The sequence below is a fragment of the Pseudomonas moorei genome, assembly GCF_008801475.1.
Taxonomy (GTDB): domain Bacteria; phylum Pseudomonadota; class Gammaproteobacteria; order Pseudomonadales; family Pseudomonadaceae; genus Aquipseudomonas; species Aquipseudomonas moorei.
Genome location: NZ_VZPP01000005.1, coordinates 118,294 through 141,604 on the forward strand (window position 1 = coordinate 118,294; position 23,311 = coordinate 141,604).

Annotated in this window: 20 protein-coding genes, 1 tRNA gene and 1 pseudogene; 5 read left to right on the forward strand and 17 right to left on the reverse strand. The window is 54.6% G+C overall.

All coding sequences use genetic code 11. The annotated features are described in order from the left end of the window. Positions 1-3 precede the first annotated feature (3 nt). Positions 4-714 (forward strand): SDR family NAD(P)-dependent oxidoreductase, encoded by a 711-nt coding sequence (locus F7R06_RS10790; protein WP_090327953.1) that lies wholly within the window; start codon positions 4-6, stop codon positions 712-714. A 72-nt stretch (positions 715-786) separates the two neighbouring features. Here the strand turns inward: F7R06_RS10790 and F7R06_RS10795 are convergent, their stop codons facing one another. The 8 genes from F7R06_RS10795 to F7R06_RS10830 all read right to left on the reverse strand — a co-directional run bounded on the left by F7R06_RS10795 (position 787) and on the right by F7R06_RS10830 (position 8,059). Continuing rightward, complete coding sequence (locus tag F7R06_RS10795) at positions 787-1,776, reverse strand: Abi family protein (protein WP_090327955.1); 990 nt, start codon at positions 1,774-1,776, stop codon at positions 787-789. Between the two features lie 332 nt (positions 1,777-2,108). After that, a tRNA-Thr gene (locus F7R06_RS10800) sits at positions 2,109-2,184 on the reverse strand. Positions 2,185-2,314: 130 nt separating this feature from the next. Further along, a complete protein-coding gene (locus F7R06_RS10805; protein WP_090327958.1) occupies positions 2,315-3,556 on the reverse strand; it encodes a cytidine/deoxycytidylate deaminase family protein in 1,242 nt (413 codons plus the stop codon). Positions 3,557-3,855: 299 nt separating this feature from the next. Continuing rightward, a complete protein-coding gene (locus F7R06_RS10810) occupies positions 3,856-5,085 on the reverse strand; it encodes a methyltransferase (RefSeq protein ID WP_090327960.1) in 1,230 nt (409 codons plus the stop codon). Beyond that, complete coding sequence (locus F7R06_RS10815; RefSeq protein WP_090327964.1) at positions 5,066-5,755, reverse strand: ABC transporter permease; 690 nt, start codon at positions 5,753-5,755, stop codon at positions 5,066-5,068. Before F7R06_RS10815 ends, F7R06_RS10810 begins: the two co-directional genes overlap by 20 nt. Continuing rightward, positions 5,752-6,447 carry an ABC transporter permease gene (locus tag F7R06_RS10820; protein WP_047536288.1) on the reverse strand — a complete coding sequence of 232 codons (696 nt, stop codon included), beginning with the start codon at positions 6,445-6,447 and terminating at the stop codon, positions 5,752-5,754. The genes F7R06_RS10815 and F7R06_RS10820 overlap by 4 nt, the downstream gene beginning before the upstream one ends. A gap of 78 nt (positions 6,448-6,525) precedes the next feature. Further along, a complete protein-coding gene (locus F7R06_RS10825) occupies positions 6,526-7,272 on the reverse strand; it encodes an ABC transporter substrate-binding protein (protein WP_090327967.1) in 747 nt (248 codons plus the stop codon). A gap of 13 nt (positions 7,273-7,285) precedes the next feature. Further along, the gene (locus F7R06_RS10830; protein WP_007972784.1) at positions 7,286-8,059 is read right to left on the reverse strand and encodes an ABC transporter ATP-binding protein; all 774 of its coding nucleotides are present in this window, start codon (positions 8,057-8,059) and stop codon (positions 7,286-7,288) included. Positions 8,060-8,624: 565 nt separating this feature from the next. Between F7R06_RS10830 and gabP the strand changes: the two genes are divergently transcribed. Beyond that, positions 8,625-10,016, forward strand: coding sequence for a GABA permease (gabP, locus tag F7R06_RS10835; protein ID WP_090327969.1), 1,392 nt, complete (start codon positions 8,625-8,627; stop codon positions 10,014-10,016). Between the two features lie 87 nt (positions 10,017-10,103). Here the strand turns inward: gabP and F7R06_RS10840 are convergent, their stop codons facing one another. From F7R06_RS10840 to F7R06_RS10850, 3 genes are read right to left on the reverse strand one after another with little or no spacing between them, the layout of a single operon-like run. Next, positions 10,104-10,556: a hypothetical protein gene (locus F7R06_RS10840; RefSeq protein WP_090327972.1), complete on the reverse strand. Its 453-nt coding sequence runs from the start codon at positions 10,554-10,556 to the stop codon at positions 10,104-10,106. A gap of 6 nt (positions 10,557-10,562) precedes the next feature. Continuing rightward, positions 10,563-10,979 (reverse strand): hypothetical protein, encoded by a 417-nt coding sequence (locus F7R06_RS10845; RefSeq protein ID WP_090327975.1) that lies wholly within the window; start codon positions 10,977-10,979, stop codon positions 10,563-10,565. 37 nt (positions 10,980-11,016) lie between these two features. Further along, complete coding sequence (locus F7R06_RS10850) at positions 11,017-11,979, reverse strand: alpha/beta hydrolase family protein (protein ID WP_090327977.1); 963 nt, start codon at positions 11,977-11,979, stop codon at positions 11,017-11,019. A 241-nt stretch (positions 11,980-12,220) separates the two neighbouring features. Here F7R06_RS10850 and F7R06_RS10855 point away from each other — a divergent pair, with 241 nt between their 5' ends. Then, positions 12,221-12,670, forward strand: coding sequence for a hypothetical protein (locus F7R06_RS10855; RefSeq protein WP_090327980.1), 450 nt, complete (start codon positions 12,221-12,223; stop codon positions 12,668-12,670). Between the two features lie 107 nt (positions 12,671-12,777). Here the strand turns inward: F7R06_RS10855 and F7R06_RS10860 are convergent. The 5 genes and pseudogenes from F7R06_RS10860 to F7R06_RS10880 all read right to left on the reverse strand — a co-directional run bounded on the left by F7R06_RS10860 (position 12,778) and on the right by F7R06_RS10880 (position 17,681). Continuing rightward, positions 12,778-13,529 (reverse strand): annotated as a pseudogene (locus F7R06_RS10860) (TSUP family transporter). Positions 13,530-13,778: 249 nt separating this feature from the next. Further along, positions 13,779-14,216, reverse strand: a complete 438-nt coding sequence (locus F7R06_RS10865) for a hypothetical protein (RefSeq protein WP_090327981.1) — start codon at positions 14,214-14,216, stop codon at positions 13,779-13,781. Positions 14,217-14,722: 506 nt separating this feature from the next. Then, complete coding sequence (locus F7R06_RS10870; protein WP_090327984.1) at positions 14,723-15,721, reverse strand: hypothetical protein; 999 nt, start codon at positions 15,719-15,721, stop codon at positions 14,723-14,725. A gap of 219 nt (positions 15,722-15,940) precedes the next feature. Next, a complete protein-coding gene (locus F7R06_RS10875; protein ID WP_245706759.1) occupies positions 15,941-16,822 on the reverse strand; it encodes an HNH endonuclease in 882 nt (293 codons plus the stop codon). 253 nt (positions 16,823-17,075) lie between these two features. Continuing rightward, complete coding sequence (locus F7R06_RS10880) at positions 17,076-17,681, reverse strand: PH domain-containing protein (RefSeq protein ID WP_139204844.1); 606 nt, start codon at positions 17,679-17,681, stop codon at positions 17,076-17,078. Positions 17,682-18,712: 1,031 nt separating this feature from the next. Here F7R06_RS10880 and F7R06_RS10885 point away from each other — a divergent pair. Together F7R06_RS10885 and F7R06_RS10890 are read left to right on the forward strand one after the other, a co-directional pair. Further along, complete coding sequence (locus F7R06_RS10885) at positions 18,713-19,822, forward strand: tyrosine-type recombinase/integrase (protein ID WP_090327993.1); 1,110 nt, start codon at positions 18,713-18,715, stop codon at positions 19,820-19,822. Further along, entirely contained in the window at positions 19,819-22,020 is a 2,202-nt protein-coding gene (locus F7R06_RS10890; RefSeq protein ID WP_090327996.1) for a DUF927 domain-containing protein, read from the forward strand. The genes F7R06_RS10885 and F7R06_RS10890 overlap by 4 nt, the downstream gene beginning before the upstream one ends. Before the next feature lie 106 nt (positions 22,021-22,126). Here the strand turns inward: F7R06_RS10890 and F7R06_RS10895 are convergent, their stop codons facing one another. Further along, positions 22,127-23,281 carry a tyrosine-type recombinase/integrase gene (locus F7R06_RS10895; protein ID WP_090327999.1) on the reverse strand — a complete coding sequence of 385 codons (1,155 nt, stop codon included), beginning with the start codon at positions 23,279-23,281 and terminating at the stop codon, positions 22,127-22,129. Positions 23,282-23,311: the final 30 nt, after the last annotated feature.

The following is a 23,311-nucleotide window of genomic DNA, read 5'->3' on the forward strand; positions in this document are numbered from 1 at the left end:
ATCATGAGCAATTCGAAAAAAGTCGTTGTCATCACTGGCGCATCCCAAGGTCTCGGCGACGGAATGGTCAAGGCCTTCCGTGAACTCGGTTACCAGATCGTCGCCACTTCGCGCTCGATCAAGCCATCGACCGATCCTGACATTCTCACCGTGGCCGGCGACATCGGCGAACCAGCCACTGCACAGCGCGTCATCCGTGAAGCGATCGCACGTTTTGGTCGTATTGATACGCTGGTCAACAATGCCGGGATTTTCATCGCCAAGCCGTTCACCGCGTACACCGCTGAAGACTACGCCAACGTGTTGTCGGTAAACCTCAACGGCTTCTTCTACATCACCCAGTTGGCCATCGCCGAGATGGAGAAAAACGGCAGCGGCCACGTCGTCAACATCACCACCAGCCTGGTGGACCACGCCATCGACGGCGTGCCATCGGTACTGGCCTCGCTGACCAAAGGCGGCCTGAACGCGGCCACCAAATCCCTGGCCATCGAGTACGCCAAACGCGGCATTCGGGTCAACGCAGTGTCGCCAGGCATCATCAAGACCCCGATGCACGGCGAAGAAACCCACGCCGCACTGGGCGCCTTGCACCCGGTCGGGCATATGGGCGAGATCGATGACATTGCACAGGCGGTCGTGTACCTGGACGGCGCCAAGTTTGTCACCGGCGAAATCCTGCACGTCGATGGTGGTCAGAGCGCGGGTCACTAAGGCTCGGGTTTTAACGTGGTAGAAACAACAAAGCCCTCGTAACTGCTGCGAGGGCTTTTTTTTATGTTGGCTTTAAACCAGACGCCACTGCTGTTGACGCTTCCAATCATTTGGAAATCCCATAAATCTCCGATAGTCCGGTTTCTGCTGATCCATGAGTTTGGCCATGCGAAGCTTCCATTGACTGTCCGGGCTGATCAGGTCTGTCAGGTAGGCCAGCATCGTCAAAATGATGTACAGGCGTTGCTTTGATTGAGGCCAGCCGTCCGGTGTATTCGGAATGACCCATTCTCTCGGCAGGGATGGTCGAATGGAGAGCTCTCGGTTCCATAACCGCGAATGGTGAGCGCAACAGTTTCGGATGAAGGTCAGGGTGTGGAGCCAGGAGGCCAATACGTCGAACGGCAATTTGAATCGACTCGCGATCGCCTTCTTGTCGGCACTTTTACCGATGGCATTGAAGAGTGTAGATACCGTTCCAAGGCTGAGCTCCTCCAGCACAGCCCAGGCGGGCGGTAACTCTGGATGATCATAAGTGGACCCGTAGAATCGGAAATAATTATCGCGGATGCGATTTTCAATCCGCTGTTGCTGAACGCCACCAGTCTGGTTGCTCATCTTTATGCGAGCAATCTCACGTGCCAGTTTGTGTTTCTCTCTGCTCAGTTGATCTCGTAGAGGGCGCAGCAAATCGGAATGCGCGTATGACGATGCAAAAACTGACGCGTCAGCTATCCAGTCTGGTCCGTATTTTGGGCACATGTGATTGCTGATGGTCGCTCGAACGGCAACTTCGACGCGCTCGATGGCATCCATTGTTATGCGTCGCAATGAACCATCGAAACGGTAGATGTCGACGACTGCTTTCAGACTACTGCCGGGCTTGAAGGTGTGTTCAGAGCCCGGTTCCTGGAAAGGGCGCATGTAAGGACTCAGGCGAAACAGCGTGACCACTTCGAGAAAACGCATGGCCCGATCGTCATTGGCGACATACAGGCCTCGCTGCTTTAGCAGTTCCAGTTGCTGTTCTACGCTGAGGGCCGGCTTGTCGAAGGGCCTCATGTAGTTTTCTCCAGGCAAAAAAAACCCGCACGATTTGAGCTTGCTGACTGAGTCAGCCTAGGCTTGGCGGGTGTGTTGGGTGCATTATAGGTAGCTGCGGCAGGTCGTCAACGTGATGCTGAAGCGAATTTGTAACGTGCGGGGGGGGGCGGTAGGTTTTGGTGCGGGGCAGGAATTTTGGGTAAGGGGGTCATTCGAGAGAGGCTGAAAGCTTAAGCCTTTTACGTTGACTCGCGGTCCAGGCATCTCTTCTCAAGGAGGTGTACCAGTTGTATTTTTTAGTGGGTAGAAACAACAAAGCCCCTGCATTTCTGCAGGGGCTTTGTTTTATATGGTGCCGGCACCAGGAATCGAACCCGGGACCTACTGATTACAAGTCAGTTGCTCTACCATCTGAGCTATACCGGCGTGTCAGGGCGACGATTATAGCGATTGGGTTGGTTCTGTAAACCCCTGAATTCTGACTATTTTTGCGCAGGTGTCAGTCCGACCCTGCGGATTCTTCCACAGGGTCGGGCGGCGGGATTGCCTGGCGGCGTCAAACGCTGTTCTTGACGGCGTTGATCAGGTCTTGGCTCAGCACTTGAGCGGGCGCTACTTGCACGCTTTGGGTATAGAACGGCGGCAGGTTCTGGGCCAGTGTCGACAACGCTTGAGCCGTGGTGTTGCCCGGCAACACCACGTATTGCAGGTTGGACGGATAGCTCTGCGGCACGGGGCCTTCCATGGTCGAGCCGTATGCACCGAAGGTCATCACTGCCTGTGGGGTGGTGGGGTCGGGAGCATAAAGAAAGACGAAGGTGCCGTACTTCGGATGGGTCAGGTATTGCTCGGCTTGAGCGCGAACGGCCGGATCCGGGTCATTCATCAGGGTCCAGCGCATGACCGCGTAGTTGCGGGTCGTTTCCATGAACGCTGTACGAATCGGCGACTGGTTCTCGAGGCCTCCCAGGCACACCAGCAAATTGCCGAACGGGTCGATGAGCGCCACCGAATTGAACACCGGACTTTGCTGCGCGGTTTTGACCAGTGCAGGGGCGAGTTCTGCGCCGGGGTCGCGCGGGTTCGCTGATTGCACGGTCAGGGCAAAGGGGCTGAGTGCAGTGAGGGCCTGGCGCACTTTGCTGTTGGCCGGAAGCGTGGACGGATCTTTCAGCTGGTCTGGCGGTAATCCACTGTTGTTGCTGGCCTCCCGCACTGTGTTGACGCTGGCAGAGAAGATCGAGCTGGTGAGGAAATACGCTGCCGAGTCGATGGACTGGCCACCGAACACGGGGCTGGTTGACCCCTGATAGGCCCGGCTGACAGGCGCTGTAATCGCGTAGTAACCCCAGGTGTTCTGCGCTTGCTGGCGAATTTGCGGTGGTAGCGACGGAAAAGTGAATTGGCTGTTGTAGTTGATGCCCGCGTAGTCATCGATCGCACTGACGGCAACATTGAATCCTGCGGTCAGGAGCGAGCCGGCGCACATGGCGCAGGGGTCCAGCGTAGTTACGACGGTCAGTTGGTTGGGCGGTGGCAGCTTCAGTGGCGAAGCGTTTTCGTAATACCAGTCCACCAGTTGTCGTTCGCCGTGGGCGGTAGGGTCGTGGGGCAGGAAGTAAGTCGTGCCACCGCCGGGGAACGGCATCAATACGTTGTTGTGCAGCGCGGCAATCACTTGTCCTGTTGCGTTGTTGATGAGGGCGCCACCCACCGCGAAGGTTTGCTGCAATGCAGCTTCAATGGCTTGGTTGGCAACGGCATCGACGGCTTCCTGCGCATTGTTCAGTGTGCTCATGGTTTCTCAGCTCCTTGCTTCCTGATCGCCAGACAATTCTGACGCTGGGCAAAGATAGTTTAGGTTTTCAGCGTCGTTTATGTTCTTTTGGTTTAACGCTTATGCACAACGTGGTTGTCGGCGCACGCAATCGTGCGTGAATTTGTGGACTCGTTCTCATCTGGTACGCAAATCACTGTTTTTCAGGTTTTTTATTCAAGTGTACGAAATCTGAACAGTATCGTTTCACCCCTGAAACAGCTGTAAATGTTGGATCCACGATATTTTCATCAACAGAGTTATCCACAGGCTGCGCATCATTAGAGGCGTTCTGCCAATAGCAGGAAATTGCGTGGCGTCAGCGGGGTTTCGCAGAAGGTGCCGAGGCGAACGGTGTAGCCCTGTTCGAACAGGAAAAGCGCCCGATCGAGTACCAGCCAAAGCTCCAGTGGGCGTCGGAAAAGGCCACGCAACAGCTCCAGATTGCGCACTTGCGCCAGGCGCTGCCAACCGCTGGCCTCCAGTGCTGCCCAGTCTTGCGGGCCAATTGTGGATAAGTCCTTGAGTCGGCCCAGATGCTGGCAGTACTCGGCGAAGGTTTTGTCCAGCCAAGCACTGGGGAGGGAGGGGGTTGGCAAGTACTCATCCACGCCACGCAGCTGGCGTTGCAGCAGGTCGAAGGCCAGTCGCCGGGCCATGGAAGTGTCGCGCTGACGGCGGACGCGCGCACCCGCGGTCACGGTTTCGCTCATCGGCAGTGCGAGATCGTCGATAGACAGCTGTAGATCGGAGTTCCTGGCGGCCGAAGATATCGGTGAGTACTGGGGAAGACTGATTCGGTTATAGCAGCAAGGTGCGATGGTGAGTTGTTTGCAGCCCGCTGCGCTGGCCAGATGGATCAGTTGCACGTGCAGATCACCACAGGCGTGCAGGGCTACCGGTGTGTGGTCAGCGGTCAATAGCGTAGCGGTATCCGCCGTGAGCACATCTTGCTCGATATGCAGCGCATGCAGTCCATGGCGTTGGCTGAGGGCCTGGCCGCTGGCAACCAGCGCCGGGTCGTATTCCAGGCAGGTCAGTTGTTGACCGGCATGCAGCAACCGACGCCCCAGGTGCCCCTTGCCCGAGCACCAGTCCAGCCAATGCGTCGGCACATGGGCAAACTGCAATCGACTGGCGAAGGCTTCAATCTGCTGCCACTTGCGACCCGGCACATCCACATTCAGACGATGACCCGCAGCCTCCAGTGCATGCGCCGGCAATTCACCCACGGCCGCCAATTCAAGAGACATCGCCGCCAAGCAAGCAAAAGGTTCCGGCGCGTCCAGCAGGGCAGGTTGATTGTGGGCGTTTTCTGCGTCTTCCAGTGATCGGCCACGTAGCCAGGCGGACAATTCGGGGTAGGCCGTTTCCCATGGAAGCTGCAGATGGGTGAACGGTCGAGGCTTCCACAGCGCCTGGTGCCGTGTCAGAAAAGCATCCAGCGCGGTGAAGCGGGCGAGCAGGGACTCGCCCGTCAACACGTGGGAATCAACGCCCTTGGCAGGCATCGACGCGCAACCAGCGCTCCAGCAGCTTGAAGCCGCGCACCAGCACATACGCCATTACCAGGTAGAACATGCCGGCGGCGAAGAAGATCTCCACCGGCAGGTAGGTCCGGGCAATGATGGTGCGGGCCATGCCGGTCAGCTCCAGCAGGGTCACGGTGCTGGCCAGGGCGCTGGCCTTGAGCATCAGGATCACTTCGTTGCTATAGGCCGGCAGGCCGATGCGCGCGGCGCGGGGCAGCATGATGTAGATAAGCGCCTTGGCCTTGGACATGCCCAGGGCTCGCGCCGCTTCGATCTCGCCCGGCGGAATCGCTTGAATCGCGCCGCGCAGGATCTCGGCGATGTAGGCGGCGGTGTGCAGGGTCATGGTCGCGGTGGCGCACCAGAACGGATCGCGCAGGTACGGCCACATCGAGCTGTTACGGATGACGTCGAACTGCGCCAGGCCGTAGTAGACGAGGAACAGTTGAACCAGCAACGGCGTGCCACGGAAAAAGAAGATGTAGCCGTAGGGAAATGCCCGCACCCACCACAGGCGTGACGAGCGAGCGATGCCCAGGGGAATCGCCAGCAGCAGGCCGGCGATCACGGCGATGGCCACCAGCTCCAGGGTCAGGGTTGCGCCCTGGGCCAGTTTCGGCAGCCACTTGATGATGATTTCCCAGTTCATTGGGCGCTCCTCGCGAAGCCGCGAGCGGCACGTTTTTCCAGGAAGTGCATGCCGGTCATGGCCAGGATCGTCAGGCTCAGGTACATGAATGCCGCGACCATATAGAAGGTGAACGGTTGCTTGGACACGGTCACACCGATTTGCGCGTGACGCATGATTTCTTCCAGGCCGATCACCGACACCAGTGCGGTGTCCTTCATCAGGATCATGAACAGGTTGCCCAGTCCGGGCAGGGCGATGCGCCACATCTGCGGCATGATCAACTTAGTGAAGATGCGCCATTTCGACAGGCCCAGCGCCACACCGGCTTCACGATGGCCTTTTGGGATGGCGAGGATCGCGCCGCGAAACACTTCCGTGGCGTAGGCGCCGAAGCACAGGCCCAGGGCGATGACGCCGGCGGCGAAGGCATTGAGTTCCAGGTCGGGGTTGCCGAAGAACTCGCCCAGGGCGCGCATCAGGTTGACGGTGCCGAAGTAGATCAGCAGGACCCAGAGCAGTTCCGGGATACCGCGAACCAGGGTCGAATAGGTGCCGCCAAGCCATTGCAACGGCTTGTACGGGGAAGTCTTGGCCAAGGCGCCGAGCAGACCGAGTACCAGTCCCAGGCACAGGGCCGAGAGCGCCAGTTTCACAGTCATCAGCGCGCCAGCGGCGAGCGCCGGGCCGAATCCGTAGAGGTCGATAATCATGGATTTCTTTTCAAATCGCGGCAGGCAAGGCCGGGGACCGGCGCCGTCAGCAGGCGGCACCGGTCTGGCAGGTCAGGATCAATAGATGCTGAACGGGAAGTACTTGTCGTTGATTTTCTTGTAGGTACCGTCAGCAACGATTTCTTTGAGCGCGGCGTTCAGCTTTTCGCGGATCGGATCGTTCTTGCGCACGGCGATACCGATCTTGTCGCTTTCTTCCACTGGGTCGCCCTTGAATTCGTAGGCGCGGCCAGCGTCGCTTTTGAGCCACTCGTAGTTGACGTATTTGTCCGCCAGGATGCCGTCCAGGCGACCGGAAGTCAGGTCGAGGTAGGCGTTTTCCTGGGTGTCGTAGAGTTTGACTTCAACGCCCGGCATGTTGTCTTCCAGCCAGGTGCCGGCGAGGGTCGCACGTTGTGCGCCGATCACTTTGCCTTGCAGGGAAGCCTTATCGGTCTTGAACTCTTTATCTTTCGGCGCGATGAATTGCAGCTTGTTGGAGTAGTACGGGTCGGTGAAGTCCACCGCTTGCTTGCGCTCGTTGGTGATCGACATCGAAGAGATCAGGAAGTCGAACTTCTTGGCGTTCAGGGCCGGAATGATGCCGTCCCAGTCGGAAGTCACGACGGTGCATTCGACTTTCATCTTGGCGCACAGGGCGTCGCCGATTTCCTTGTCGAAGCCGACCACGTTGCCACTGGCATCTTTATTGTTGAACGGCGGGTAGGCCGCTTCGATGCCCATCTTCAGGGTTTCGGCCATGGCACCGGCGCTGAAGGCCAGGGTGACGGCGGCAGCCAGGAAGATTTTTTTGAAGTTCTGCATGCGGGTAGCTCCGTTAGCGGTTGCTGGACATGAATTGTTTGCAGCGTGCCGAAAGCGGGTTTTCAAACACCTGCTGTGGCGATCCTTGCTCTTCTACCAGGCCCTGGTGCAGAAACACCACTTCGCTGGAAACCTGACGGGCGAAGCCCATTTCATGGGTCACCAGCAGCATGGTGCGGCCTTCTTCGGCCAGTGCGCGGATGACATTAAGTACTTCCTGGACCATTTCCGGGTCAAGGGCGGAGGTGGGCTCGTCGAACAGGATGACCTTGGGCTGCATGGCCAGGGTGCGGGCGATGGCCGCGCGCTGTTGTTGACCGCCGGACAGTTGTGCGGGGTAGGCATGGCGCTTGTCGGCGATACCGACCTTGGCCAGCAAGGCTTCGGCCACTTCAATGGCTTCGGCCTTGCTCTGGCCGAGCACGCGGCGCGGCGCTTCGATGATGTTGTCGAGCACGCTCATGTGCGGCCACAGATTAAAGTTTTGAAATACAAAACCAATTTCGCTGCGCAGGCGATTGATCTGCTTGCCGTCGGCAGCGACCAGTTCACCATTTTTGGCGGCTTTGAGCTTGAGCTCCTCGCCGGCGACCAGGATCTGGCCCTGATGCGGGTTTTCCAGCAGGTTGATGCAGCGCAGGAACGTGGACTTGCCGGAGCCGGAAGAACCCAGGATCGAGATCACATCGCCGTCGCGGGCGGTCAGCGAGATGCCTTTGAGCACCTCCAGCGAGCCGTAGCGTTTGTGCAGGTTGCGGATTTCAAGCGCGGGCGTGGCCTCAGCCATGTGCGTTCCTCATTGTGTTTTGCGCTCCTGCTGTTGGCGGCCTTACTGGCGAGGCGGCCAAGCTAGCATAGCGTTTCCAAGGCAGCCAACAGCGCTACGGGCAGTAAACGGGTGGCATGTGGCAGGTTGTCGCATCGGCGCAGCAGACTGTCGCCCCGTCAACAACCGAACAGTCGTTTGAACCCTGCTTCCGGATAAAAAGCCAGGCGGCCGTTCTAAAAAAGGGCGCGATGTTGCCAGCTTTGGCGGGGGGTTGGAAGCGTAAACAGGCCAAAGGTTGCCGAACTGCACTTTTATCGTGCGTCGAGGCATTTTTGGGTGTGTTTCCGGTGCGCGGGATCGTCACTTGAAGTGAGTCGCAGGGTAACGTTCTGGCAAAGTGCCATTAATATCAATGGCTTGCGATGACTGTCCGGTCAGGTTGAAATCGCCGGGGTAGACGGTTTTGAAACATTTTGGCGCAATTATTGCGTGCAGATTCCGGAACGCCCCCGTTTGTTTCTTTTTACAAAGAGGAACACCAGACGGGTGAACGTATTCGCTTCTCCTTACAAAGGTAGTTTCAATGAGCAGTACCCAAAGCTCTAATGGCCTCGAACAGGGGCTCAAACCGCGTCATGTGACCATGCTGTCGATTGCCGGGGTTATCGGTGCCGGCCTGTTCGTCGGCTCGGGTCACGCAATCGCCGCCGCAGGCCCGGCTGTACTGTTGGCTTACGCCGCCGCCGGTATGCTGGTGGTGTTGGTCATGCGCATGCTCGGCGAGATGGCCGTTGCTTCGCCGGACACAGGTTCCTTCTCGACGTATGCCGATCGCGCGATCGGTCACTGGGCCGGTTTCACCATCGGCTGGTTGTACTGGTGGTTCTGGGTGCTCGTCATCCCGCTGGAGGCCAACGCCGCCGCGACCATCCTGCATGCCTGGTTCCCTAACGTGGCTATCTGGGCCTTTGCCTTGGTGATCACGATGTTGCTGACGGTAACCAACCTGTTCAGCGTGAAGAACTATGGCGAGTTCGAATTCTGGTTCGCCCTGGTCAAGGTCCTGGCGATCATCGGTTTCATCGTGCTCGGCGTGCTGGCGATCTTCGGCTTCCTGCCAGGCAGCCAGGTCAGCGGCGTTTCGCACCTGTTCGACACTCAGGGCTTCCTGCCAAACGGCATGGGCGCGGTGTTGGGCGCGATCCTGACCACCATGTTCTCCTTCATGGGTACCGAAATCGTGACCATCGCGGCCGCGGAATCGAAGAACCCTGGCAAGCAAATCTCCAAGGCCACCAACTCGGTGATCTGGCGGATCGGCTTGTTCTACCTTGTATCGATCTTCATCGTTGTGGCCCTGGTGCCATGGAACGATCCGGTACTGGCCAGCCTCGGTTCCTACCAGACCGTGCTTGAGCGCATGGGCATTCCGAATGCCAAAATGATTGTTGATATCGTGGTACTGGTCGCCGTGACCAGCTGCCTGAACTCGGCGCTCTACACCTCGTCGCGCATGTTGTTCTCCCTGGGCAAGCGCGGTGATGCACCGGCCATGTCCACCCGTACCAACAGCAGCGGCACGCCATACTGGGCGGTGATGTTGTCCACAGGCGCTGCGTTCCTGGCGACATTCGCCAACTACGTGGCCCCGGCGGCGGTATTTGAATTCCTGCTGGCCAGCTCCGGTGCCATTGCACTGCTCGTGTACCTGGTGATTGCGGTCTCGCAACTGCGCATGCGCAAACAGCGTATGGCTCGCGGCGAGAAAATCGTCTTCAGCATGTGGCTGTTCCCGGGCCTGACCTACGCGGTGATCGTGTTCATCGTCGGCGCCCTGACCATCATGCTGTTCCAGGAGGCCCATCGTGTGGAAATCCTCGCGACCGGTCTGCTCGGTATCATGGTGGTAGCGGCCGGCTTGCTGGTTGCTCGCCGTCGTCGTAACGAGAAGATGATCGGGGCGGTTGCGCGCTGAGTCCCTGACTCACGCCAGACGTTGTTGAAATGAAAAACGGCCGCTGTCAGCGATGACAAGCGGCCGTTTTTGTTTGCGTTGAAATCGTTACTCGCTTTTGTCTTCCTGCGCTTCCAGCGTCTGGCGATAGCTGTCGAGTGCATCGCCGAAGTCGGTGATGAACTGCGGGTCGGTCAGCCAGGCCTGGGCGGTGTCGCGGTCCATGCCGTCAGCCCACATGCGATAGTCGATCAGCATGTCGGCGGCCAGGTGGGTGGCGGCCATGGCTTCGTTGTCGGCGTTTTCCATGTCCAGCAGCTCTGGACGGTCGTTGATGATCCCGGCGAGGTCGGTCAGCAGGGTCAGCAGCATGTCATTGCGACCGATGGCTTCCGCGTCGCGCATCTTGCTGAACATCGCCAGGGTGTATTCCGGGATCGGCTCGCCCATTTCGCCCAGGTCATCGTCCGGCGCGGCAGGTTTTCTGCCGTGGATGTTGATCTGTCTGGCTTTGGCTTTTGCGCGTTTGGCGCGTTTCTGTTGCTTGTTCAGGGAGGCCATGGGAACTCAGTTCGGTTTCTGTTGGGTTTGGGCCGCGATGGCGTCGGACGCCGCCACGTAGTCAGCCTGGAAGGCCGGGGATTCGATCCATGCCAGGGCACCGGCTTCGTCGGTGTCGGCGGACCATTGGCGATACTCGATCAGCGCCGCGAGGATGAAATCCATCGCGCCTTCCTCGCCTTCCTGCTCGTATACCAGCTCCAGCAGCGGGTCTTCGAGGAAGGCCGCGCACATGGCTTGCTGGCTGATCTTTTGTGCGTCGATCATTTTCTTGAACAGTTCGGTCAGGTCCACCGATTCGAAGTCGATGCGGTCGTCGTTCGGGTCCAGCTCGACAGGCGCGGCGGCCCGTTGAGTGCGGTTCTGCTTGGCCTTGGCCTTGGCGCGGGAGGCGCGTTTTTGCTGCTTGTTGGCGGAGGCCATGGGCGTCGTTCCGTAATTCGTTGAAAGGGCGGCTGGTTCAGCTGCGCGGCACCGTCCGCCCGGGTGTGCCGGGGGCCAGCTCGCCGTTTTGCAGCCAGGACAATGCAATGGGCCATAGTGTGGCTTGGTATGCGCTGCGAAAAAAGGCGAAATGGCCAACTTCTTTTTCGCCGATGTCTTCGGGCGCAATGCGCAGGTGAGTGTTGTTGCTGTGGGTGAAGTAGTTGAGCAGGCGTTCGATGGCGGGAATCGTGCCATAGGGATCGTCGCTGATACTGATGGCCAGGGCTTTTGCGGTGACGGCGGCGAAGTGTCTTGTGTGGTGGTCCCGGCCGCTGGGGCGCTTCTCGTAACGAGCGGTGGGCGTACTCCAGTCACGGACCACTCCGGCGGGGGTGTCTTCCAGCCAGCCAAGGCGCTTGCCGGGAAAGTAACCGTAAATCATCGTGAGCAACGGCATCACCACATGCCATTTGCCAAGCATCCGCCAGCGATGAGAGGGCGCATAGTCGCGCCAGTACGCGAATTGCGCGCCAACCGTCACCATGCGGCGGATAAGCCGTCCCGACGCTCCCAGGCCCGCTGCACAGCCTCCAAAGCTGTGGCCCACCACATCGATCGGCTGATCGGGAAACTCACGCTGTGCGCGCTTGAGCATCGCTTCGAAATCCAGGGCGCCCCAGTCGGACCAAGAGGCCTTCAATCCTTTCAGTGACGTCGGGCGCGATTCACCGATGCCGCGGTAGTCGTAGGTGATCACGTCAAAGTCATTGGCAAACAGGTAGTCCGCGAAGCGTGAGTAGTGACGGCAGCGCACCGAGGTGGCGGCATTGATGATGACGACCGGGCGCTGAGTGTCCTTGGCAGCATGCCGCCAGCTGAAACCTCCGAGTGCGAAGCCATCTGCGGCGAGCTCCCTGAAGGGTTCGCCAAGGGCGTCACACGCCAGCGGCAGTTCGATCTGAGTGGGGGCGAGAGGTGGGGTTTCCTGCAAGTTCATCGGTGCCCGTCCTTTGCGGATAGTTGCCAACGATAGTCTTCACACGGCGGATGAACAATCCATCGGGGCTACAGTTGTTTCTGCTTCAGCCGCTCTTCAGGCACCGCGCGTTGTCGATGCTTAGCAGTCCGGGGTCGTTCCGCGCTCACCCCAAGTCTGAATCAATCTAAAACTCCTGCCTCCGCGCGCAAATCAAAAGAAGGGTAACGATTGGGTTCTGAAGAGCCCGGGAGTCGACATCATGAAAACCTTTCATTCACTGCTGTTGCCCATCGCCACAGTCGGCGTATTCATGTTTCCAGCCATATCGCCTGCCGCCAGCCTGGAGCCTGTTGACGGTTCGGGCGTGCAGATTCAGCGGCAAGAGGAAAACGGAATTGCCTATCTGTCTGGCGGCATTGGCGATGATGAAGCGCACGCTATCCAGCAGACCACGGGCTACAACCTGCACATGATCTTCTCTGTTGGCCCGCTAAACGAGTACATCCCTGATGTGAACGTGGTCATACAGAAGGACCACGGACAAACCGTGTTGACACTGAGCAAAGCCGGCCCGCTGGTTTACGTCCAGTTGCCCGCTGGCAAATACACTGTCGTCGCCTCGCGCAACGGCGAAGAGCGGCGGGATACGGCGGATATCGGCAGCGGAGCGGCCCGCAACCTGGTCTTTCACTGGAATAGTAAAAGTTAGCGAATGGCCAGAAAACCGGGAGGCAAATAGGACCCTGAATCTTGCGACTCAGGGTTTTTTGTACGTGTGGTGGGTGATTGGTTGGGAGATCTGGTTGATTGAAATGCTCATAACCAAGCCAATGACTGGATCACCGCAACGCGCAAGGGATTGGTTTCTACGCTCAGCAGCTTGATGGCCAAGGCGCAGCAGACCACGATCAACATGGGCTTGATCAATCGTGGCCCAACCCTGACAGCGGCTCTGGCACCCAGTTGCGCGCCGACGAAGGCCGCCAATGCCATGGCTATGGCTACGGGCCAGATAATCACACCTTTGGTTATGAACCCGTGAAGACCGAAAGGGAGCCGAGATTGCATGAAGCGTTGGCCAGTTTGGTAAAGCTCATGGCTCGCATCATGCCCAGGCCGCACAGAAGGACAAAACCGACAATGAAGAAGCAGCCCACGCCGGGGCCAAATATACCGTCGTAGAAGCCCAGGACCGGCGCCAAGGTAAACGAAAACAACAGAATGCCGATCCTTTTGCGTCGATCTTCATTGGCCAGCTTTGGAGATAACGCAAAATAGATGGCCACCAGAATCAGCATGATGGGCACGCATACTTCCAGATAGCGCTTATCAATTGAGCTGACCAGCAAGGCGCCACTGGCGCTGCCAATAAATCCGCAGACAACCAGGAAACGGCCTTCGCGCCATTCGATCAGTCCTTTGCGAGCAAAGGTCACCGTGGCAGAAACAGTTGCCGACGCGGCCTGGAACTTGTTCGTTGCAATCGCGCTGATCGGATCTACACCTGCCAGAAACAAAGCTGGCAGGGTGATCAAGCCGTCCCCGCCGGCGATCACATGACTGTTCATGCAGCAGCCTGAATACTCAAGCAATCAGCCCTGCAGCAGTAATGGATCCTCAGAAATAACGATGGGGGTGGAAAATTTTGAAAGTCCGAAAGTGCGAACCAAGACCGGTGATGAGCGGGCGACCCGGGCCCTTCTCAAGTCCGCAAACAGCCGTCTTTCAATGGCTGTTTACGGAATGCATTGCACTAGGCTTTTCGGTTTGCCAAAACGCAATGGATGGAGTGCTGAACAAACACCTGGGGGGATGTGTTAGCGGATGCTGCGGATGTTGCCTTTGTTGCCTTTTACCGTGACGGAAACTTTTTTGAAGATGAAGTAGTTTTCTTCGTTCACTTCATAGCGAGGGGCGACGATCAGGTCGGCACCGGAAGATTTTACCGCTTTGTAGGCCGCGGCCGATTTGACGGCGCTGACGGGATCCAGGCCAAGACCGCTCAGGCCGCCGCTCTCACCGCCGTAGCTGACGCCGTCGGCAAATTGGGAATCGCCACCAAACTTCAGGACGCCGAACAGGACGTTGACCGAAGACTGGCCGGAGATGGCGTCACCGACGGCGATGTCTGCCTTCAGGTCTGCTTTGACGGTGCTGTCGATGGGCGAAGAAGGTTGGCTGGTGTTGTAGCTGACACAGCCGCTTGCTGTCGCGATGATGGTCGACAGGGCGAGGAACTTCAAAAGCGTATTCAAGAAATGCTTCCTTACTTTGAAACGTTGAATGCAGGCAGATTTGCTGCTGCAAAAGTTTCACTGTGCAAGGGGGGCATGCTCAATGAGACGTATCTCAAAGTCGTGTGTGAGGGTGAGGGCGCGACTGAAAGGAAAAGGGCGCCGCTCGTGTAAGAAATTTCGGCGGCGTCAGGATTGGACAAATCCCGGGCATAAAAAAACCCTGAATCTTGCGATTCAGGGTTTTCGGTATTTGGTGCCAGAGACGGAATCGAACCGCCGACACGGGGATTTTCAAAACCTGTGAAAGCCCGGCTGCATGTGAAAAACGGCTGGATTTCCTGGCCCGATCTAAAATACCGCGCGATCATTTCCGACCAGAAACCGGCCAGATGGCTTCAAAACCCTCCGGACGTTCCGGAGGAGCACCGGAGCGTGGTGGGCGATTGAGGCTAGCTTTTGACGCACCGCGCGTACCGCGTGACAAAGAGAGAGTATTTTATTCGTCAGTCAAATTTTCGAGAAGGCTAGTCCAATCCGTAGTAAACCGATTGGAGCTTAATGCTGAGCTCTGGCAGGAGCTGTTTTAGATCTCCGTACGGGTTTTCGTCAAAGAAAAAAATGATCACTTCGCTTTCTCTGACGCCCTTGTTAGAAAGCTTGCCGGGTTTCAAATCGTAATTCGTACTGATATCGGCTGCTAACTGGCGCAACGCTTGTAGGCGTCGCTTTTTATGGGCAACGGTGTCAGGTCGATCCATGGGAATGGCCGCGTACTGGTTGACTCGCAGATAAGTTCTCCCCGCGCGTGAATCGACTCTCCAAAATAATGTCTCGTTTTTGCCTTCGTAGTAACCCTCACGCCGACAAATATCTAGCTGAGTCCACGGTGTGCCATTCATGTTGACGCCTTTCTTGAATTTCAAAAAAGGGTCACTGTTCTTGAGCTGGTCGTAGAGCTCACCGATGAGGTGCCGTTGACCTATAGCGCTTTGAAACGCGGTTGGGCAGGAGATGGCTAAACTCTCGAATACCTTTTCTTCCTGAGAAATCCAGGCGTCTTTCAGGAACGCGCAGTACTGATCGATGATTGGGTGGTATGGCGCTAAAAAGCCAATCGCTTGATGGAAATCATGGGCAGATATCAGCTGATAGCCCTGTAGGTTCTGCCGCTCCCAGATGTCGATATAGCCGATTTTAAAGTAGATGTACTTGTCGCAATCCGGGAAGCGCTCCCGATAACGATTGAGTTGATCAGAATGAAAGGTAGATGAGGTTTTGTTCTCGAACAGAATGCTACGGGCTGTGTTGTTGACTTCAAATCTCAAGATTAAATCGACGTTGCCAGATTGGAGCACCGGTTCAATTTTTACGGGCGTTTCGCCTTCGGCAATGAGCCCCAGAGCGTGAAATACCTGGGAACGGTAACCGGCGATGTCTTGGTTGACTTCCAATTCCTTGAAAAACCAAGCTAGAAAAGCATCCGTGCTGAGTTCCTTCGCGGCGTACATGAACAGATTATTCAACGTTTCCTCCTTGTCTTCCTGAGCCATGATTTGAACAGATGTGGAGTTTTGAGGCCAGGTGAGGGCCTAGTATGTCGCGTGACTTTCACTCAGCGACATTTTCACAGGGAGAGAAGGTGGCAGGTCGGCCCCAGGAACACGCTGGTGAGATGAGGGGTGAGATCTGGGGTGAGCGTATTGGCAACGCGCTATCCATCCCCCTCTCGGGTTCCTACAAGCTTACTTCTTGAATTTATAGTCACGGTGCCAGGCAAGGTAAACACGATGGCGCGGTTCTATTTGGCGCAAGCGTAGATGTGGCCACACATTAAGCGCACTGCAACTTTGCTCGTCTAGTTGGTTGCTGATGAGAATTTGGCCGTCGTCGTTGAAGCTGATCAGCCCTTGGTCGAAGGCTAGATCGAGGTTTGGGGTTAACAGCAGCCCGTTAAATGGATCGAGTCGCTCATATGATGTGGCTGCAAACCAAGGCTTGGCATGGGAGGCACGGAGCATATTCAGATTTGCGCAACCTGTAACTGAGCAACTGCCCCAATAATCAATCAGGGCAGCGCGGTATATGCCTTGGCCAATACGCGCCTTGATTATGGCTTCACGCTCTGTTTCGGTTAGCGGCAGCAGTGAGTCCTGCGTGGGGGCCGTATGCCTACCAGCCACCGACGTTGCGTCACTTGCTGAATCAAACGGCCGTTGCGCCGTAAGCCAGTCCACAAACTCATCAAGCGCTGCTTCATGCTCAAAACCTAGCTCGATACCATGGGGTTCGGGCACTTGGCCTGGCTTTCGGCCATTCCGAGGTTGATCATTTATTTTTTTAGGAAACGCCTCCATGTTGCTACTGAAGGCCAGAGGGTATTTACCAAAAAAAACGCCGGTAATTGTTTTTAGCTCTGCAAGCTGTTCAGAAAAACTTGGGTGGATGATCAAAGGGACTTTTTGAATTGGATTCAGACTAGCACTCTGCTTCAAATAAACCGGATAAGTTGCTAGCACATGATCGAAACGCATGACCTTGCCATCAGAGACGCTCTGCTTTACGTGGAAAAATCCGCGTCTTTCAAGGGAAATCTTTACATCTCGGATACTCAATAATTTACCCATAAAGCTCGCTCTCCAATTCATGCACACCTTAGCGATAACATCGTGCCGAGGATACCGGAGGAGTAACAGTACGGGGAGGGCTGATTGCTGCTGAGTTTCGACACGCCGCGCGTACCGCGTGACATTTGAGTAGATAAGAAATGCTTTCCAGTAGTCGTACCACGCTAGGCACTTGCGAAGGACGCATTCTCATCAGCGTCCCCCACCGAGTCCGATTACTTTTGCTACATGCCTTCGCGGCGGCCGAGTTCGACTAAAACTGAGCGATGATTTTGGCCTTCACCGTATTAAATTCTTCGTCGGTGAGGGCTCCCATCGCCCGTAGGTTTGCGAGCTTGGTGAGCTTATCTAGCGGGGACTCTTGCTGAGCTTCTACCCGAGGGGATGATGATTGGCGTCGTGTGTTGAGTTCCTGTAACCACCGGTTAGCAAGCGTGGCCATTACAGAAACAGTTGCTTTCTGGCAATTGTCGATTGTGAGAACCCTACTACCTAAGTCAACCATAATCTTTCCTAGCAGAAATCCTTGGGATGAGGAAACAGCCTGAACACGATCGTGGCGGATGCTTTGAGTATCTACTGAGCTCGTTAGCATAGCGCAATCCAAGAATAGAAACCGCTGATCGGTGAGGACAGCCAGCCAAGTATTGCTGCCAAAGTCAGAGGAGTTAGAGCTATCTGAGTGCTTGACGATTCCAGATGTTAGTGCAAACACAACCTCTTCCGCTTCAAGATGGTTGGTTAGAACCTTTATTTCTTTTTTTGTTCCAAACGAATCCAGTCTTACGTCGTTTAGTTCGCAAATGGCTTCCCAGTCTGCTTTACGTGTTAGTTCTGCGTACTTCTCTAGATTTTCCAATTCAATTTCCTTAACTGTAGATTTATTCCTGGGCGGAAAATCGCTAATGAACCATAGCAGGCTGTGTGAAAACGCATGCACTGTTTTGTAGTCTGCGTTGCTACGTAAAATCTGTCGGCGTTTGGTTAGTCAACAGACCTGAAATTTACGTAGGAACGCGATTTTTGTTCCGATTCTGACTGCCAAACGCGCTCTAAAATGTTTTCACAATGCCTGATAGGGAGGTATTTTCCCAGACTCCCCCCTCCGCCTGGTGTGACGATAGCCTAGTGCCATCTTGTCGTCTATGGCGGCCAATACTCGATTGATCGTGATCCCCACAAAACATAAAGCCAAGAGCTCCACGTGGGTACGCCAGATTCATGCGTCGGGCATCGAGTTGAGTCCGGATCTTGGGAAAAGGAAAATAGCGGTCGATGTTGTTATGATTTTTTAGAATTTTAATTACGATTTTTATTCTATTTTGGAATTATAAAACGAGGATGCGTACCGTCTTTCCGCCTATAACTCCTGGGCAGAATGAGTCAATTCCGATTTGCGAAGGAGTTATAGGGGGGTTCGATAGAAAATGGTTTTTAGCCTAGATGTCCTGGAGATAACGGATTTTTTAAGTCGTAAATAATACGGGCGAAAAAATTAGTGAGATTTTGATGTGTGAATAGGCATCTTGCTTAACTTTTTTTAGTTGATAGCATGAGTCTCACGAGATCACACAGGTCGTTAGCCGCGATCTGAAATGTGGCGTATGAAGCTTGGTTGAATGTCATTTTGTTACAGGTTTTGGCCGAACGGCCAGGGCAAGCTGCATCTTGAATTCAACAAAATTATCGCTCTTTAACAATTTGGTGGCGTTGATATAGCCTTAACAAGGTTCCATGTATCAACGTCTTGCTTTTAATGGCGCTCTCAGCGCTAGATTTTCGCGTCGCTCTTTATTCTAAGTTAATTTTGAATGCAAGAGTCTAATCCGCTTACTTACAGGTGTAAAAATATGAAGAAAAAAATATCGCATAGTTATCTAAGGAATTTTAATGTCTATTTCAAAGTCCGTAAAACAGATCGAAGTCAGAGATTCAGTTGTTGAAGAACTGATTATCGTTAATTACCCTGCAACGGGAAACACGACCTACTATACGCGTGAAACGACCAAAGAGCGTCGGCGTGTAAAGTTGGGGACCTCTAAGGACCTGACCCTCAAGCAGGCGCGAAAAAAGGCAGCCGAGACATTAAGTGCCGACTTCCGCCCTTGCTCGTTGACGCTTGCTCAGGCTTTCGAGGCGTATGCGAAATCGGGGGAGTACAGCGGAAAACGCTCTACGGGTCGTGAACGAAAGCGCTTCGAGAAGGTTGTTGAGCCGATCCTGGGCAGCAAACGTATTAAAGCTATTGGTTTAACGGACGTGCAAGCAGTCATGGCTGACTTGAACTCATCCTTGAGCAACGCGACCCGGAATCGATACTTGGCCATGTTGCGGTCAATTTTCAGATTTTCTGTTGACCAAGGGTATTGCGACAAAGACCCGACCCGCAGTCTGAAACTGCTGAGGGAAGTTCCGGTGAAACTCTATGAAGTCAACGATGAGTTTATCGGTCGTCTCCGTCTGGCAGTGGATTGGTTGGACGATGCTAATCCGCGTACCGCCTGCCTCGTGGAATTGCTACTGCTCACTGGAATGCGTATCGGAGAGGCGCTAACGCTACAGTGGGACGATGTAAACCTTCCCACACGGCATATCACCCTCAGGTTTACCAAAAGCGGAAAAGTTAGGCATGTACCCATCAGTGACGAGTGCGTAAAGTTACTGAGTCGGCTGGTCGAGGGGACAGTTGAATCCCCACCGAATGGCTGGTTATTTCCGTCCTCGCGTGGTTATTCGCACATGTCGAGGCCCGTTCGAACCTGGAAGCGAGCCTGCCACGCTGTGGGCCTACCGTTATCGTTACGATTTCATGATCTTCGTCATATTTTCGCCTCGGCGTGTGTCAAGGAGGGGATCCCTCTTTATACCGTACAAGGATTGCTGGGCCACTCGTCAATCAGGATGAGTGAGAGGTACTGTGCGCTCGCTGCAGCAGACTTGCTCAAGGCTAGCTGTCGGGTATCAAGTGTCCTCGGCCTCAATAAAAGGGGCGAGAAATGAAGCGGTTTTATTCTAGGGAGACGTTATCAGCCGATATTATTGATGCTGCATTACTGTCAGGCGGGAAAGCTCTTGATGGGGACATGGACTCACTTACAGAAGTGAAGAGCCTACAGTTCAATGAGCATACAGTTATCTTCTCCATTCTAAAGACTCATTCTGAATACGGCCATGTTGTTCCGGTTTTGTTGAAACATTTTCTGGTCTTCCAAACAAGTCTAGGTGTGTTTCTTCCATTTTCGAAGACCTCAATTCAGGACAGTAAATTACTGGAATTCTTGCAGTGGGCGTTAGGCAGTATTAAATTGCATCTAGACGTGGGGGCAAGCCAAGAGGAGGCGGAGTTTGGCCAGTGGTCAACTCCAGACAGTGGGAACCAACCCAAGTCACTTCCGTTCGAGTTCATGGAAGTGGTTGCAGCATGCGAGATCGGCTTAATCGAGGCAATGTACGGGCGTCGGGTATTTAAAAATTTTGAGTTTTCACTCGATGTAGTGCGCCGTCGTAAAAAAGATGATGTAGAAGAAATCGCGCCTTGTATCTGGATTGATAAGATATTGCAGGATCCGGATACCGGTCACATCTCTACCCGTATTAATATTTTGAGCCGTTCGGGGATGAAGTATCGAGTGATATCTTCAGTCGTTGCGAATGGCACCATGCAAGATACCAAAAAGCTAACGGAATGGATCGTTTCTGTGGTACCCAGCGTCGTGGATCGGAAAGGGTTAGGGGAGCTGGTCAAAGAGTTGCTCCGAGATGCCTTTCCCAGAATCGACACCCAGCTTTGGATAAAAGGTGAAGGATGGCTTCGAAGTGACGATTCAGTAATCGATGCCTGTGTTTGTGGTCAGGAGTTATTAACTGCTCCAGGCACTGACCTCAAACGATTTTACGTCGATGTATCCGCGCCGAGACTGTCACAATCCGGCACGCTTGAAGACTGGAATCGTGACGTATTAAATCCAGTAAGTAAAAATTACGTTCTTACGGGGGCAATACAGCTGGGATTAGCTGCTTCCATGATCGACTTTTTACCTGGCTTGTCTTCTTGCATATTTAACTTCTTCGGGGGGGCGGGTCGAGGGAAAACGTTGCTTCTGTCGACCGTTGCGAGCTTATACGGAAACACTACTGCACCAGGGCAAAGCAGTGTGGGGAGGGGCGGGAGATCAATTATCGAGACCTTCGGCTCGACACAACGTGCTCTCCAGGCAAAAAGCCAGCAAGCCTCGCTAGGCCCGATGTTGATTGATGAGATCGGAAGCAACAGTTTCGGTGATCTCGACAGGTACGTTTACGAGACAGGAAATGGTGCCAGTCGCACTAGGTTGAGTAGTAACGGAGATGTCCAAGAATCCCCGCCGAAGACCTTGTTCGTTATGACGACAGGCGAGGAGCCTATCATGTCACTAGTGAGTCGAAATGCACGACAGGGTGTGTTCGATCGAGGTGTTGATATCAATATCGGCGGCGGCGATGTGAGCTTTGAAGGTCAAAGTGCTGACGAATACGTCTTCCTGCCTGACGACATAAAAAAAGCAGTATCGGCTGGTATTCCGAGCCAGTATGGGACGGTGGCACCAGCGTTCATCCAAGCGCTTCTCTCTGAGATGAGCGGTCAAAGCTGGGAAGCTGAGCTTCATGATATAAAACAGGATCTTGTCGGAAGCTACCCAAGCTACGTGAGCAATGGTGGTGCGGAGCGCGTTTTGACTCGGTTTGCGCTAGCCGTGTTGGCGGGGAGGGTAGCTCTCAGGAACAAAGTATTCAGCGAGCAATACGTTGATGAAATCGATCTGTTTAATGGTGTGATTGTTTGTGCCAATCTTTGGGTCACCACTCGATGGAATCACCTGTATCGGTTATCTGAAGCTCTAATAAGCCAGAAACGTATCCTTCAAAGTTCTCCGAGGTCAGGTTTAAAACTCTACCGCCATCAGGAGTGGAGAGGAAACATGCCGACGCTCATGATTTCTAAAGAGTATCTTGAGGAGGTATTTCCGGGTGTGGGGCAGATGGAGAAAATCGGTAAGCAGTTTAAAGAAGATGAGTTGATTGTTCGAACAGATGTGGGGCGCAATACGGTAGGGAAGGTACCTTACTACCACCTGCAAACAGCATGGCTTAAGGACCTTCAGATTGAATGGTCGGAAGACCGAGAAGCTTTCATAAACGTAGAGCCAGATGGTAATTGAAACGGCTCAGTTTCAAACCGCAAAGATGCTGTTTCGGGTGGGGCTTGATCTGACAGTCAATACCGGAAACCCGGTCAATGTCAGATCAAGTCGAAACTTCACCCGCTTAGTCGACTGGCACAACAAGCGCTCCAACGCGTGCGGTCGCCTTTCTCAGGTTGTCGGATGCCAAGTGGGCGTACCGTTGGGTGGTTGTATTACTGGCATGACCTAACAAATGCTGAACCTCATACAGCGTTGCGCCGTTGTTTATTGCCAAGGAGGCAAATGTATGGCGTAAATCATGGATCCTAAGATGAGCAAGCCCCGCCGCTTTAAGTGCTCGCTGGAAGCATTTACGAGCGTTGCTCAGCGGCTTGCCTGGCTTACTCCCAGGGAAGAGATAATTAGCGCCTCCTTTATTTGATAGTTCGTTCAGTACTGATAGCGCCGTTTCGCTGAGCATGACGAAGCGCTGGCGACCACTTTTAGTCATAGGCAGACTCCAGAGTAGTCTTTCGTGATCAATATCCTCCCAGCGTGCTTGCAGCGCTTCTTCGCGACGGACTCCGGTCAGTAGCATCAATTTGATAGCGCTTGCAGCTATTTGGTTTTGCTCAGTGCTAAGTACCTTCCATAGTCGCTTAGCCTCATCAATGCTTAAGAAACGCTGGGATTGGTTGTTCTCCGTGTGCATACGAATGCCGGTCGCCGGGTTGCTATCCATGTAGCCCCATAAAATGGCGAGGTTGAAGCACCGCTTCAGAAGGGCGAGATGTCGGTTAGCAGTTGCAGGAGCCCGCCTGCTGATTAATTCGTCATGGTAGCGCTGGATCTCCTGTCTGGTGATAGAGGCTAAAAGTCGTATGCCAAACATATCAAATAGGTGAGTTTTGAATTTTGAATCATCGCTGTTTGCACTGCGTTTACTTGCATACGCATGCGGCAGGTAGTGGTCATCAATGAAGCGGCGAAACGTCATGCCTGACTCGGTTACGATTTCTTGCGGATCAATACCACTCGAAAGCTGGGTCCGGTGCTTCAGGGCGAGTAAACGGGCCTCGCTAACGTCTAACTCACCATAATTTCCGAGCTTCATGCTTCGCTGACGCCCAGCATGTCGGTAGCGCAGATAGAAGAACTTTCGACCCTGTCGATTGATCAGGAGTTTGAGGCCCGAGACTTCTGTATCTGAATATTCGCACTCTCTCGCTTTGGCAGTTGCTGGTTGCGGTGGCAGCGCATCAATCACACGCTTGGAAAAGCGAATGAGCTTGCTCATAGGGCACCTTTTAGCGACACGAGTTTGGAC